Below are 12845 nucleotides of genomic sequence, written 5' to 3'. Positions count from 1 at the left end.
GCGCATGGCATCACTCAATGTCGGCAATCTCGGCGAGTACCTGCGTGAGCAGCGGCGCACCGCGCAGCTCTCCCTGCGGCAGCTCGCCGACGCCGCCGGGGTGTCCAATCCGTATCTCAGCCAGATCGAGCGCGGTCTGCGCAAGCCGAGCGCCGAGGTGCTGCAGCAGGTCGCGAAGGCCCTGCGGATCTCCGCCGAGACGCTGTACGTGCGCGCCGGGATCCTCGACGAGCGGGAGCGGGAGGAGCTGGAGACGCGGGCGGTCATCCTGGCCGATCCGTCGATCAACGAGCGGCAGAAGAACGTGCTGCTGCAGATCTACGACTCCTTCCGCAAGGAGAACGGTTTCGACGGCGTGCCCGACACCGGTACCGACACCGGCGCCGGACCCGAGGTCCGCGGTGCCGCCGGTGCGGGAAGCGGAACCGGGACCGGCGCGGAACAGGACACCGGCGGTCCGGGCGGCTCCGGCGGGGATGCCCGCGGCCCCCGTGAGGCCGGCGGCGGTGACGCCGGGAACCACCCCTGAACTGACTTCTGATGATCCGGGAGGACCACAGTCATGGCCATCACCGATGACCTGCGTAAGACCCTCACCGACCCCACCCCCCTCTACTTCGCCGCCGGTACGGCCGATCTCGCCGTGGAGCAGGCGCGCAAGGTCCCGGCGCTGATCGAGCAGCTGCGGGCCGAGGCGCCCGAGCGCATCGAGGCCGTACGCAACACCGACCCGAAGGCCGTGCAGGAGAAGGTCGCCACGCAGGCCAAGGAGGCCCAGGCCGCGGTGCAGGCGAAGGTGGCCGGATTCCTCGGGTCGCTGGACACCGATCTGAAGAAGCTGGGTGAGAACGCCCAGGACCTGGCCCTGCGGAGCGTGGGGGTGGCCGCTGAGTACGCGGTCCGGGCCCGTGAGACGTACGAGAAGGTCGCCGAGCGCGGCGAGCAGACCGTGCGTACGTGGCGTGGGGAGGCGGCGGAGGAGATCGTCGAGATCGCCACCGTCGTGGAGGGCGAGCCGGTGCCGCGGCAGAAGTCGGGAGCCGCACCGGAGGCGAAGCCCGCCGCGTCGAAGACCGCCGCGTCGAAGACCGTAGCGTCGAAGACCGTAGCGTCGAAGACCGCGGCGACGAGCCCCGGCGCGGTGAAGTCCGCCGCCGGGTCCGGTGGGGCGAAGACCGGGGAGGCGAAGACCGGCGGGGCCGGGGCCGGGGCCGCGCCTGCCGGGAAGACGGCCGCCACGCGTAAGCCCGCGGCGAAGAAGAGCACCCCGCCGTCGGCGGAGTAGCGGGCCGGGCGGGCGGGGGCCGGGCACCTTTACGGGTGGTCCGGTCGTTGTTCCCGGTACCTTTGCCGCGAGGCGCTCTCTCCACTGACTAGGCGGTACTCACCGTGTTGCTCGAAGCATTCGGATCGGTTCTCCAACTGCTCTACCTGGCCATGCTCGTCCTGGCTGTGGTCGCGTTCGTCTTCGCCGTCATGGCTCGCGAGGACGCCTACCGGGCGGCGGACAAGCAGAAGAAGTCCTTCTGGCTGATCATTCTCGGGATCACCGTGTTCGTGAACCTGGTCATCCCGATCCTGTTCCTCCAGATCGCGGGAGTGATCGCCTCCATCGTCTTCATGGTGGACGTGCGGCCGGCGATCAAGGCGGTGACGGGCGGCGGCGGACGCCGTGGCGGCTCGTCCAGCGACGGGCCGTACGGCCCTTACAACGGCGGGCGCTGAACGCCGGCGGACAGGCCCGGACCGGGGCGGGAGTGCGTGGCACTCCTGCCCCGTCGGCGTATCCGGTCCTCGTCGCGTTCCAGGAGCAGCACCGCGACGTCGTCGGTGAGCTCGCCGCCGTTCAGCTCCTGCGCCTGGGCGACGGCGGCCTCCAGCAGTTCCTCGCCGCCGAGCCCCCGGTCCAGCTGCCCGTTGATCATCGCCACCATGCCGTCCTGACCGAGCCGGCGGCTCTCCCCGGCGGCCACACGGCCCTCGATCAGCCCGTCGGTGTACATCATCAGGCTCCAGGAGCCGCCCAGCTGCACCTGGCGGCGGGGCCAGCGGGCGCCGGGCAGCAGCCCGAGCGCGGGGCCGCCGTCCTCGTACGGGAGCAGACGCGCCGCCCGGCCGTGGCGGGCGATCAGCGGGGCCGGGTGGCCGGCGAGGCACAGTCCGGCGTGCCGCCCGTCGGGGGCGATGTCGACGGTGCAGAGGGTCGCGAAGATCTCCTCGCTCTGCCGTTCGTGCTCAAGGACCTGCTGGAGCGTGGAGAGCAGTTCGTCGCCGCAGAGCCCGGCCAGGATGAGGGCGCGCCAGGCGATGCGGAGCTCCACCCCGAGCGCGGCCTCGTCCGGGCCGTGGCCGCAGACGTCGCCGATCATGGCGTGCACGGTGCCGTCGGGGGTGCGGACGGTGTCGTAGAAGTCGCCGCCGAGCAGGGCGCGGCTGCGGCCCGGCCGGTAGTGGGCGGCGAACTCCAGGTCGGAGCCGTCCAGGAGCGGTGTGGGGAGCAGTCCGCGTTCCAGCCGGGCGTTCTCCTGGGCGCGCAGCCGGGACTCGGTCAGCTGGTGCTGGGCGATGTCGGCGCGTTTCCGCTCCACGGCGTACCGGATGGCGCGGCTGAGGAGCCGGCCGTCGAGTTCCCCGCGGAAGAGGTAGTCCTGGGCGCCCACCCGTACGGCCTCGGCGGCCCGCTCGGCGTCGTCCTCGGCGGTGAGGGCGAGGACCGCGTGGCGCGGTGCGATGCGCAGGACGTGCTGGAGGGTGGCGAGCTCGGGGTGTGCCGAGGCGTCGTCCCCCGGCCGGCTGTCGGCGCGGGGAGCGGCGGGCGGGGCCACGCCGAGGTCGACCAGGACGCAGTCGACCTGGTGGGTCAGCAGGCGTCCGGCCTCGGTGAGGTTCCGGGCGGTACGGACACGGACCCGGGCCCCGGTGGTGGACGGCAGCTCGGGGACGGTGAAGGTGCCCGCAGGGTCGTCCGAGATCACCAGCAGGGTGAGGTCGGCGCCATGAGTGGTCTCCGCAGCGGAAACAGCACGCTGCTGCGGTACGGGTACGGGCATCGGTTCGGGTTTCCTTCCCTCCCCCCGAGGGCGCGGCGGACCGCCGATCGACGGCCCGCCAGACGGGGACGATAGCGGTCGGTGGCGGGGGAACGGAATGCCACCTGAAGATCGTTCGCCGGCGTATGCGCGGCCATAAGCCGCGTCCCACCACGGATCCGGCGCACTCGGAGCGGACGAAACGGACAGGCGGGCCATGACAAACATCACGCGCCGCGAAGCCCCGCGGGCGCGGGCGGAGAGCGGGGCCGGCCGGCGGCCCGGCCCGCCGGGCGGCTCCCCGTACGCGCGTCGCCCCGGGCCCGGCCACCTGGTGCCCGGCGCCCCGGTCACCTGTCGGGGCGGACCACTCCGAGGATCTTCATCGAGCCCGCGCCGGCCAGGGTGACGTCCCTCCCGGGGCGGGGGGCGTGCACGATCGATCCGCTGCCGACGTACATGCCGACATGGCTGGCGTCGTCGTGGTAGATGATCAGGTCGCCGGGGCGCATGTCCTGCACGGCCACGCGCGGCAGCTGCCGCCACTGCTCCTGGGAGGTCCGGGGGATCGGGTGCCGCGCGGACGCCCAGGCCTGCGAGGTGAGGCCGGAGCAGTCGAACGAGCCGGGGCCCTCGGCGCCCCAGACGTACGGTTTGCCGATCTGGGCGGTCGCGTAGGCGATGGCCTGCTTGCCGCTCGCGCTTGCCTCCCGGTCGATCTGGGTGAGCGCGCCGGAGGAGAGCCAGGACTTCTGCGCCGTGATCGCGGCCCTCTGCTCCAGCTCCAGGAGCCGGACCCGCTCCTCCTTCTCCAGCTGGGACTCCAGCTTCTCCGCCTCGGCGATCCTGGCCTTGACGGTCTTCCTGGCCTTGGCCTGCTTGACCCGGTTCGCCTCCAGCTTCTCCCAGTTGAGACCGGCGTCCTGGGTGTACGTCTCCAAGTCCTGCTGGGACTGCTCCAGTTCGGCGAGCATTCCCTTGGTGGCCTGCTGGTTCACACGGAGCTGGTTCACGCCGTCCAGGAAGAGGTCCGGGTCGCCGCTCAGCACCAGCTGGGCGCCCGGCGGGAGGCCGCCGTTGCGGTACTGCTCGGTGGCCAGGGCGCCCGCCCTGCTCTTCAGCTCGTCGATCTTCGCCTGTCCCTCGGCGATGGCGAGGGTGAGGCGGGCCAGCTCCTGGGACTGCTTCTCCGCCTGCTCCTCGGCGAGGTTGTAGGCGTCCGTGGCCGCCCCCGCCTTGCGGTACAGGGTCTCGATCTCCTCGCGTACCTCTTCGAGGCTCTTCTTCCCCGGGGTGGAAGCCCCGGGAGCGGAAGGAGACGGGTCCGGGCCCGGGGCCGCCATCGCCTGGACCGGCGCGGCCAGCAGGGCCAGTGCGCAGACCAGAGTGATCGCAGCAGAGGCACAGTGGCGTCGGTTCACGAGCTCCCCCTCCGGGCGAACGGCAGGAAAAGCCGAATCGCGCCCATGTGACTTACCGTCAGTAACTTTTCGGTGTCGACGCGATCGTGCCATGTTGTCCCGTAAAGCAACAGGGGCCCGTGCCGCGCGACACGTCACACAGGGGACGATCGGGAGGGCCCGGCGCGTTCCCGGATCCGTGATCGTTCTCGTCCGTCTCCCGGCGGAGTGCCCTCGTCCGCGCACGGGCCGCCCTTTGTCCATCGGCGGGACCGGGACGGACGGCGGCCGGGCGGCTGACGGACGGCGGCCGGGCGGTGGGCGCGGTTCAGCCCGTCGCCGGCCGCAGGGCGGACCACCGCACCGTGATCTCCCCCTGCCGCCACCTGCGTACGTCGTCGGTCAGCGGCCAGTCGCCCGCCACCGCCCGCGCCGTCGCGATCCAGCGCTGCCGCGCGCCCAGCGACGCGTACGGGGCGGCCGTGGCCCAGGCCCGGTCGAGGTCGCGCAGAAAGGCGTGGACGGGTTCGCCGGGAACATTGCGGTGGATCAGCGCCTTCGGCAGGCGTTCCGCCAGATCCGACGGGCGGTCCAGCGAACCCAGCCGGGTCGCGAAGGTGACGGTGCGCGGTCCCTCGGGGCCCAGCGCGACCCAGACGTGCCGCCGGCCGATCTCGTCGCAGGTGCCCTCGACCAGGAGACCGCCGGGGGCGAGGCGCGCGCGGAGCCGCGCCCAGACGGCGGCGACCTCGTCCTCGTCGTACTGGCGCAGCACGTTCGCCGCCCGGATGAGGGCGGGGCGGGTGTCCAGCGGGATCTCGAAGCCGCCGTGGACGAAGCGGAGGCCCTCGCGCTCGTACGGCTTCGCCGCGGCCACCCGCTCCGGGTCGATCTCGATGCCGACGACCGCCGTGCGCGGATCCGCGGTGCGCAGCCGTTGCAGCAGTTCCACGGCGGTCCAGGGGGCCGCACCGTAGCCGAGGTCGACCGCGACGGGGAGATCGCTGCGGCGCAGGGCGGCCCCGTGGGCGGCGGCGATCCAGCGGTCCATACGGCGCAGGCGGTTGGGGTTGGTGGTCCCGCGGGTCGCGGTGCCGATGGGGCGCTGGTGCATGACAGCGAGCGTAGTAGAGGACGGGCCGTGGCCGGGCGGTCCGCGGAGGGAGGGGACCGGGCGGGCCGGGCGGTCCGCGGAGGGATGGGGACCGGGTGGGCCGGGGCAACGATCGGGTAAAGCGGAATGAATGGCCGTGCCCCGCTGTTCTGCCTCTCCGAGAGGGCCGCGCGCGCCCTGTGAGCGGCATGCCCCGAGCGAGGAGGAGCGGACCCAGTGAGCCAGTACATCTCCAGGCTCGGCGCCGGTCGTGTCGCACCCCGTATCCGCTTTCCGTCCGGTTTCGCCGGCGGGCACCGCAAACCGCGCCGGGTGGCGATGCTCTCCGTGCACACCTCGCCCCTGCACCAGCCGGGCACCGGCGACGCGGGCGGGATGAACGTCTACATCGTCGAACTGGCCAGACGGCTCGCCGCGATCGGCATCGAGGTGGAGATATTCACCCGGGCCACCACCGGGACCCTGCCCCCTTCGGTCGCACTCGCGCCCGGCGTACTGGTACGCCATGTGGACGCCGGCCCGTACGAGGGCCTGGCCAAGGAGGAGCTGCCCGCCCAGCTCTGCGCGTTCACCCACGGTGTGATGCAGGCATGGGCCGGGCAGCGCCCCGGCTACTACGACCTGGTCCACTCGCACTACTGGCTCTCCGGCCAGGTCGGCTGGCTCGCCGCGCAGCGCTGGGGTGTGCCGCTGGTGCACGCCATGCACACCATGGCGAAGGTCAAGAACGCCTCCCTGGCCGAGGGGGACACCCCCGAGCCCGCGGCCCGGGTCATCGGCGAGACGCAGATCGTCCGGGCCTCGGACCGGCTCATCGCCAACACCGCCGAGGAGGCGGACGAACTGGTCCGCTTCTACGACGCCGACCCGGCGTCGGTCGCCGTGGTCCACCCCGGGGTCAACCTCGAACGGTTCCGCCCCGTCCCCGGCGGCCCCCGTCCGGGCGGCGAACGGGACGCGCGCGACGCCCGCGCGGCGGCCCGGGACCGCCTCGGTCTGCCGCGGGACGCCCTGATCCCGCTGTTCGCCGGCCGCATCCAGCCGCTGAAGGCCCCCGACGTACTGCTGCGCGCCGTCGCCGTACTCCTGGACCGCGACCCGGGCCTGCGCTCCCGCATCTTCGTACCGGTCGTCGGCGGCCCCAGCGGGAGCGGGCTCGCCAAGCCGGAGGGCCTGCAGAAGCTGGCCGCCCGCCTGGGCATAGCCGATGTCGTGCATTTCCACCCGCCGGTCGGCCAGGACCAGCTGGCCGACTGGTTCCGGGCGGCCTCCGTGCTGGTCATGCCGTCCTACAGCGAGTCCTTCGGGCTGGTCGCCATCGAGGCCCAGGCCTCGGGCACACCGGTGGTCGCCGCCGCGGTGGGCGGCCTGCCGGTGGCCGTACGGGACGAGGAGACCGGCTTCCTGATCCCGGGACACGACCCGGCGGCGTACGCCGAGGCGCTGGGCCGGTTCGCGGACAGCCCCGAACTGGCCGGCCGGATGGGGGCCGCCGCCGCCGCGCACGCCCAGTCGTTCGGCTGGGACACGGCCGCCTCCGCGACCGCCGACGTCTACACGGCCGCGATCCACGACCACCGCCGCCGCACCCGGCTGCGCCACGGCTGAGCGAGGCGCCGCCGACCGCCGGCGCGCCCCTGCCGTACGCTCGCACCATGGCTGACGTACCCGACGAGGCAGCAGTGGCGCAGGTCATCGAGGCGACGCTGGAGGACGCGGAGCTCGAATGGGAGAGCCCCGGGCCCGGTAACTACGTCGTGAAACTGCCCGGTACCCGGAAGCTGTCCACGACCTGCTCCCTGGTCGTCGGCCGCCACTCGCTCTCGCTCAACGCGTTCGTCATCCGCCACCCCGACGAGAACGAGGCAGCCGTCCACCGCTGGCTGCTGGAGCACAACCTCAAGCTGTTCGGGGTGGGTTACGCCGTGGACCCGCTCGGCGACGTCTACCTCACCGGCCGGCTCCCGCTCTCCGTGGTCACCCCCGGGGAACTCGACCGGCTCCTCGGCGTCGTGCTCGAAGCGGCGGACGGCGCCTTCAACTCCCTGCTGGAGCTGGGATTCGCGAGCGCCATCCGCAAGGAGTACACCTGGCGGGTCGAGCGCGGCGAGTCCACCCGCAACCTGGACGCGTTCCGCCACCTCACCCGGCGCTCCGACGGCTGACGGAGCGCCGGCGCACCGGGCGGCTCCGGTGGCTGACGGAACGCCCGGTTATCCGGTGGCCCGGGCCACCGTGTCCAGGGCCGCGTCGAGCTCCGGCGCCACATGCGTCCACACCCAGGCCCGGTCCTCGGCCGACGCCTGCCGGGGGACCGTCTCGACCAGCATGATCAGGTAGAGGTAACTGCGGTACAGCGCGAGCCGGAGCCGCAGCGACGGCGTGAACACGAGGGGCGCGCCGGCCGAGGAGGCGTAGCCGGTGAGGAAGTCCTCGTCCTCCTCGATGTCACCGAGCAGCGCGAGCGACACGAGGTCGGCGGCGGGGTCGCCCCAGAACATCCGCTCGCCGTCGATGATCCCGCCGATGGAACGCGCCCCGGGCCCGCCCGCCACCAGCACATTGCCCTGCCAGAGGTCGAAGTGGACGAGGGCGGGCCGGACCACCTCGTCCAGGACGTACGAGGCCGCGCCGAGCAGGGTGCGGATCTCGCCCACCGGCCGCGGCGGACGGACCCCGTACTCCTCCGCGTCGTCGAGCACGGCGGCGGCCATCGCGGTGAACGCCGCCCGCCAGGTGGGGGCGAGGGGGCCGAAGGGTTCGCCCGGGTATCCGAAGCCGGCGGGGCCCGTCACCCTGTGCAGCCTCCCGACGAGCGCCCCGAGTTCCGCCCGCAGCCGGCGTGTCTCGACGTCCGTCAGCTCGTCCGCGAGCTCGCTCCAGGGGCGGCCCGGACACGCGGTCATCACCACGTACGGCCCGGTCGCCGGACCGGGGCCGAGACCGGCGCGCGGCACCACACCGCCGAGTCCGGCGCGCACGACGCGCGGGACCACGCCGCCGAGCCCGGCCGCCGCCTCGTAGAAGGTCACCTCCCCGGTCAGCAGGGCGTGTTCGTACCGCAGCCCGGAGCTGTGGGCGGGCGGGATCTTCACCACCCAGTCGCGTCCGTCGCCGAAGGCCATCCGGACGACGGTGTTGTACGTCCCGCCCGCCGGCGTCTCGCAGGAGACGGGGTCGCCGACGGGTGCAAAGACGCCGACGGGTGCGGGGGCGTCGGAGGAAGCGGAGGCGCCGGGGGACGTGGAAGTGCCGGTCGTGTCCGCGCCGAGCGCGCGTACCACCGCGAGCGCGGCTGCTGTGGGATCGGTGGTCACGGGCGGGAACTCCTCGGTCATGGCGGTCCGGTGGGCGGGGCGGGGCCGGTGGCGGTCCGGTGGCGGGACCGGCGGCGAGTTCGGTGGCGGGCCTGGCGGGCCGTCGGCGGGCCCGCCGACGGGTTCGTGGTGGGTCCCCGGCGGGACGGACCGCGGGAGGGGGAGACCGTACGGGTACTCCCCGTCCCCACAGCCGATTCACAGGGTGATCACGGGGGCGTCACGATCACATCCCGTGACCGCTCGGGCCGGTCATCGGACAGGAGTCCGATCGTAGAGTGTGCCTCTGCGTAACAGCCCCTGAAGTCGCCGAAGTTCGCGCCAGGAGGACTGCCGCTCCCTTCGGACGAGAGATGAACCAGCCATGCGCACCACCGCCGTACGCCGTACCGCCCTCGCCGCCTCCGTGATGTCCCTGGCCCTCCTGGCCACCGCCTGCGGCGGTGCGGAGGAGAAGGGCGGGAAGGCCGACGCCGCCGCACCGGGTGCCGAGGACGGCGGCGCGACGAAGGCGGCCGTCAAGGCGCTCACCTCCGCCGAGCTGGAGAAGCTCTCGCTGGAGCAGGGCGATGCGGCCGGCCAGAAGATCGCGAAGACCACCTCCGCCGACCGTGCCGGTGAGGGGGACGTCACCGCCGACAAGAAGGAGTGCGAGCCCATCAGCTCCGCCCTCTACGGCGTGAAGCGGGGCGCCCCGATCGGTGACGCCGCCCGCAGGGCGACCCAGGAGCCCGTGAAGGACAAGGACGCCTCCCCGGAGGAGCAGCTCGCGGCCGCCTTCGACATCACGAGCACCCTGGTCACGCTGAACTCCTACGAGGGTGACGGCGCCGCGAAGAGCATCGCGGAGCTCCGGGACGCCGTCGCCGCGTGCTCCGGCGGCTTCGTGATGACCACGAAGGGGGAGAAGCAGAACCTCGCCGAGGTGACCGAGGAGAAGGTGAGCGGCGGCGAGGAGGCCGCGGCCTGGAACGTGCTGTTCGACGCGGACGGCTCGAAGGTGCCCTTCAAGCTGGTGATCATCCGTCAGGGTGCGACGGTCGCCACCTTCGCCACGATGGACTTCGGGGCGATGGCCACGAAGAAGACCGAATCCGACCTGCCCACCGAGCTGATCGACGCCCAGCTCAAGAAGCTCGGCTGATCGCGGCGGCGTGGTGAGGGGGCGGGGCAGGGAACGGCCCGCCCCCTCACGGTAGCGGAACCAGCCTGACCACGGTGACGGTCAGCACGGTCCCGGAGACGTAGTAGAGGACGATCGCCCCGGACACGGTGGCCTCACGGCGGTCGCGTTCCCGCTTGACGGCGGTCGAGGCGTGCCCGTACGGGTCCTGGCCCAGGGTCCGTGCCATCTCACGCCGGAAGGAGTCGCCGTCCCGCATCTTCGCCAGGGTGTCGTCGGCGGGCGGTGCGTAGGAGATCCGGAAGCTCAAGCCACGCTCCGCCTCTCGGCCTCGTCCTGGGCCAGTCTGTCCAGGATCCGATCGGCCTCGGGATCGGGCACCGACTCCAGCATCCAGTGCCGCATGACGGCCTGGATCTCGTGCACACCGGCCTCGTTGATCGCCCGGTCGAACTCCTCGCGTCTCTCCTCCGGCAGCGCGGCACGGATCGCCGGGATGCTGTTGGGGACGTCCACCTCGGTACCGCCGACGAAGGTCTTCAGGGACTCGCCCATGATCAGTCTCCCCCGATCTTCTCGCCCTCTGTCCTCTGTACCCGTTCCGCGCCGTGTACGCACACGGTGAACGGGCAGGCGTGCGGGCCAGGTTAGCGACGGGCGGGACGGCGGTCCCGGCCGGGGGCAAGGCCGCCGCAAGGACGCTGCAAGGAATGTGCCGTACTCCCCGGGAATCCCCTTCTTCGTCATACGTCCGGGATGAGCGATGGGGGATCGCATGTCTGTGAGAACCACCAAGGCGGCGCTGATCGAGCAGGGACACTGGCTGACCGTGAGGGACTGCAAAAGGGTCCTGGTGGTCGTGCACACGGTGACCTTCGCGCAACGGCTCCGCGAGGTCTTCGAACTGCTGGACGCGGATCTGCGCGTCCAAGTCGTCTTCACCGCCGCGCCACACGCTTTCGGCAGCGGCGTCACCCACTACCTGCGAGGTCTGGGCATCGCCACCGTGCCCTGGGAGGAGGCCCTCCGGGCCGACTTCGATCTCGCGCTGGCCGCCGGCTCCCGGGGGGTGCACGAGTTGCGCGCCCCGGTCCTGCGCATCTCCCACGGTGCGGGCCAGATCAAGCTGCTCACCGATGTCTCGCTGCTGGTGCCCGGGGAGCCCCGGGTGCCGGGGATGCTGAGCCGCCGGCACCTGGTGCACGAGGGACGGGTGGTACCGGCGGCGGTCGTCTACTCGCACGAGCGGGACCTCGCGGAACTGGCGCGTTCCTGCCCGGAGGCACTGCCCGTCGCCCATGTCGTGGGTGACCCGTGCGTCGACAGGATCACGGCCGGGCTCCCGCGCCGGGAGGAGTACCGGAAGGCGCTGGGGCTGGAGCCCGGACAGCGGCTCGTGGTCGTCACCTCCACCTGGGGGCCCGCTTCGACGTTCGGGCAGCTCGGTTCCCTGCTGCCGCACCTGCTCGGCCAGTTGCCGGGAGACCTCTACCGGACCGCGCTCCTGGTGCATCCCAACGTGTTCGCCGGCCACGGCATGTGGCAGGTACGGGGGTGGCTGACGGGCTGCCGGGGGGTGGCCCTGGTGCCCCCGGAAGCGGACTGGCAGGCGTTGCTGATCGCAGCCGACTGGATCATCGGCGACCACGGCTCACTGACCGCGTACGGCACGCTGACCGAGGCCACGGTGCTGTTCAACCCCGGCCCGCGACCGGAGATATCGGCATCCTCGCCGGTGGGACTGCTGGCGCGGGTGGCACCGGTGCTCTCCGCGCTGCATCCGCTCGCCGAGCAGCTGGAGTACGCCGCCGGGCGGCGCGGACCGGGGCAGTACGCCGAGGCGGCCGCCTCGCTGTCCTCCGCACCGGGAGAGTTCCATCAGCGGATGAGGTCGGTGGTCTACCGGCTGCTCGGTCTGGGGGAGCCCGCACGCCCGCCGGTCGTCACACCGCCGTCGCCACCGCTTCCGCTGGAGGCGTGGGAGGCGCACGAGCACCGCGGGGTGGCGCTGTGAGGCATGGTGCCCGGGGGTGGCCGGGGCGAGGGGCGGGCCCGGAACCGGCCCCGCCGGAGCCGGATCACGGGCGTCCGCAGGGGGAGGAGGCGGACGCGGCGTGGTTCGGGGTCTGCTTCCAGGCCGGCGGGTCCGGGGCCGGAGCGGGCGGATCCGTCCTCGCCGTCTGGACCTCGGACACCGCGCACGGCACCGTACGCGTCAGTTCCGGCGAACCGTCCGGCCCCGCGCGGTCCGGTGTCGCGGGACCGCCGGCCCGGTGTGCTCACGGGGGCGGCGGCTTCCCCTGCGACGTACACCTCCGGGCGGATCCGGACGCTCCGTTCCGGTCCGGCCTGGCGCACTACGCGGACGTGCTGGTGGGCGGTGTCCCGCTGCCGGCGTCGTCGGCCTGCCGGCGGGTGCACGAGCTGCTCACCGGCTATCCGGGGGTTCTCGTCGTCGCGGTGCCGGTGCTGGAGCCGGGGCGCGCTCTCGTGGGGGTGCGGGGCGAGGCGAGCGGGCCCCGGCTGCTGGGAACGGGGGCCTTCGGCGCGGGGGGCCTTTCCCCGGCCGGGACGGCCGCGTCGGTGATGCACGCGTGGGTGGCCGCGGGGAGGCCGCCCGGCGCCCTGCGCTCGGTGTCCCCGCCGGCCACGGGGACCGCGGTCGCGTAGCGCCGTAAGGGCTGTCCGGTGGCCCCTGGCCAGTCCTGGCCAGGGGCGTGGCGCGTGGTGTCCGGCGACGCCGCGAGGCGCCGTGCAGGACGCCACGCCTGTCCGGCCCTGATCCGCCGGACAGGCCCGGCCGGCACACCGGGTCTCCGGGCGGCGTGCCGGCCGGGCCGTCCACCGCACCGCCACGGGTGC

Annotated in this window: 14 protein-coding genes; 8 read left to right on the top strand and 6 right to left on the bottom strand. The window is 73.1% G+C overall.

Annotated features, from left to right (window positions below):
- Nucleotides 1-4: 4 nt before the first annotated feature.
- The 3 genes from CP967_RS15380 (at nucleotide 5) to CP967_RS15370 (ending at nucleotide 1725) form a co-directional block, all read left to right on the top strand.
- Entirely contained in the window at nucleotides 5-529 is a 525-nt protein-coding gene (locus CP967_RS15380; RefSeq protein ID WP_150488530.1) for a helix-turn-helix domain-containing protein, read from the top strand.
- Between the two features lie 33 nt (nucleotides 530-562).
- Nucleotides 563-1285 carry a hypothetical protein gene (locus CP967_RS15375; RefSeq protein WP_150488529.1) on the top strand — a complete coding sequence of 241 codons (723 nt, stop codon included), beginning with the start codon at nucleotides 563-565 and terminating at the stop codon, nucleotides 1283-1285.
- Nucleotides 1286-1389: 104 nt separating this feature from the next.
- Nucleotides 1390-1725 carry a DUF2516 family protein gene (locus CP967_RS15370; RefSeq protein WP_150488528.1) on the top strand — a complete coding sequence of 112 codons (336 nt, stop codon included), beginning with the start codon at nucleotides 1390-1392 and terminating at the stop codon, nucleotides 1723-1725.
- Here the strand turns inward: CP967_RS15370 and CP967_RS15365 are convergent.
- From CP967_RS15365 to CP967_RS15355, 3 genes are all read right to left on the bottom strand, one after another.
- A complete protein-coding gene (locus CP967_RS15365; RefSeq protein ID WP_150488527.1) occupies nucleotides 1707-3050 on the bottom strand; it encodes a PP2C family protein-serine/threonine phosphatase in 1344 nt (447 codons plus the stop codon). The genes CP967_RS15370 and CP967_RS15365 overlap by 19 nt on opposite strands.
- Before the next feature lie 329 nt (nucleotides 3051-3379).
- Nucleotides 3380-4450: a C40 family peptidase gene (locus tag CP967_RS15360; protein ID WP_150488526.1), complete on the bottom strand. Its 1071-nt coding sequence runs from the start codon at nucleotides 4448-4450 to the stop codon at nucleotides 3380-3382.
- A 307-nt stretch (nucleotides 4451-4757) separates the two neighbouring features.
- Nucleotides 4758-5543 (bottom strand): class I SAM-dependent methyltransferase, encoded by a 786-nt coding sequence (locus CP967_RS15355; protein ID WP_150488525.1) that lies wholly within the window; start codon nucleotides 5541-5543, stop codon nucleotides 4758-4760.
- A 216-nt stretch (nucleotides 5544-5759) separates the two neighbouring features.
- Between CP967_RS15355 and mshA the strand changes: the two genes are divergently transcribed.
- Both mshA and CP967_RS15345 read left to right on the top strand, forming a co-directional pair.
- Nucleotides 5760-7151 carry a D-inositol-3-phosphate glycosyltransferase gene (mshA, locus tag CP967_RS15350; RefSeq protein WP_150488524.1) on the top strand — a complete coding sequence of 464 codons (1392 nt, stop codon included), beginning with the start codon at nucleotides 5760-5762 and terminating at the stop codon, nucleotides 7149-7151.
- Nucleotides 7152-7198: 47 nt separating this feature from the next.
- Complete coding sequence (locus tag CP967_RS15345; protein ID WP_150488523.1) at nucleotides 7199-7708, top strand: type III secretion system chaperone family protein; 510 nt, start codon at nucleotides 7199-7201, stop codon at nucleotides 7706-7708.
- A gap of 48 nt (nucleotides 7709-7756) precedes the next feature.
- Here CP967_RS15345 and CP967_RS15340 read toward each other — a convergent pair whose 3' ends face one another.
- Nucleotides 7757-8860 (bottom strand): phosphotransferase family protein, encoded by a 1104-nt coding sequence (locus CP967_RS15340; protein ID WP_150488522.1) that lies wholly within the window; start codon nucleotides 8858-8860, stop codon nucleotides 7757-7759.
- A 364-nt stretch (nucleotides 8861-9224) separates the two neighbouring features.
- Between CP967_RS15340 and CP967_RS15335 the strand changes: the two genes are divergently transcribed.
- Nucleotides 9225-10004: a hypothetical protein gene (locus CP967_RS15335; protein ID WP_150488521.1), complete on the top strand. Its 780-nt coding sequence runs from the start codon at nucleotides 9225-9227 to the stop codon at nucleotides 10002-10004.
- A gap of 46 nt (nucleotides 10005-10050) precedes the next feature.
- Here the strand turns inward: CP967_RS15335 and CP967_RS15330 are convergent, their stop codons facing one another.
- Together CP967_RS15330 and CP967_RS15325 are read right to left on the bottom strand one after the other, a co-directional pair.
- Nucleotides 10051-10293: a hypothetical protein gene (locus CP967_RS15330; RefSeq protein WP_150488520.1), complete on the bottom strand. Its 243-nt coding sequence runs from the start codon at nucleotides 10291-10293 to the stop codon at nucleotides 10051-10053.
- On the bottom strand, nucleotides 10290-10538 hold the full coding sequence (locus tag CP967_RS15325) for a hypothetical protein (RefSeq protein WP_150488519.1): 249 nt from the start codon (nucleotides 10536-10538) through the stop codon (nucleotides 10290-10292). Before CP967_RS15325 ends, CP967_RS15330 begins: the two co-directional genes overlap by 4 nt.
- A 220-nt stretch (nucleotides 10539-10758) precedes the next feature.
- Here CP967_RS15325 and CP967_RS15320 point away from each other — a divergent pair, with 220 nt between their 5' ends.
- Both CP967_RS15320 and CP967_RS15315 read left to right on the top strand, forming a co-directional pair.
- Entirely contained in the window at nucleotides 10759-11997 is a 1239-nt protein-coding gene (locus CP967_RS15320) for a UDP-N-acetyl glucosamine 2-epimerase (RefSeq protein WP_229888460.1), read from the top strand.
- Nucleotides 11994-12653, top strand: a complete 660-nt coding sequence (locus CP967_RS15315; RefSeq protein WP_150488518.1) for a hypothetical protein — start codon at nucleotides 11994-11996, stop codon at nucleotides 12651-12653. Before CP967_RS15320 ends, CP967_RS15315 begins: the two co-directional genes overlap by 4 nt.
- Nucleotides 12654-12845: the final 192 nt, after the last annotated feature.

The organism is Streptomyces nitrosporeus (assembly GCF_008704555.1).
Taxonomy (GTDB): Bacteria; Actinomycetota; Actinomycetes; order Streptomycetales; family Streptomycetaceae; genus Streptomyces; species Streptomyces nitrosporeus.
This window is presented reverse-complemented; position numbering and strand designations above follow the sequence as displayed.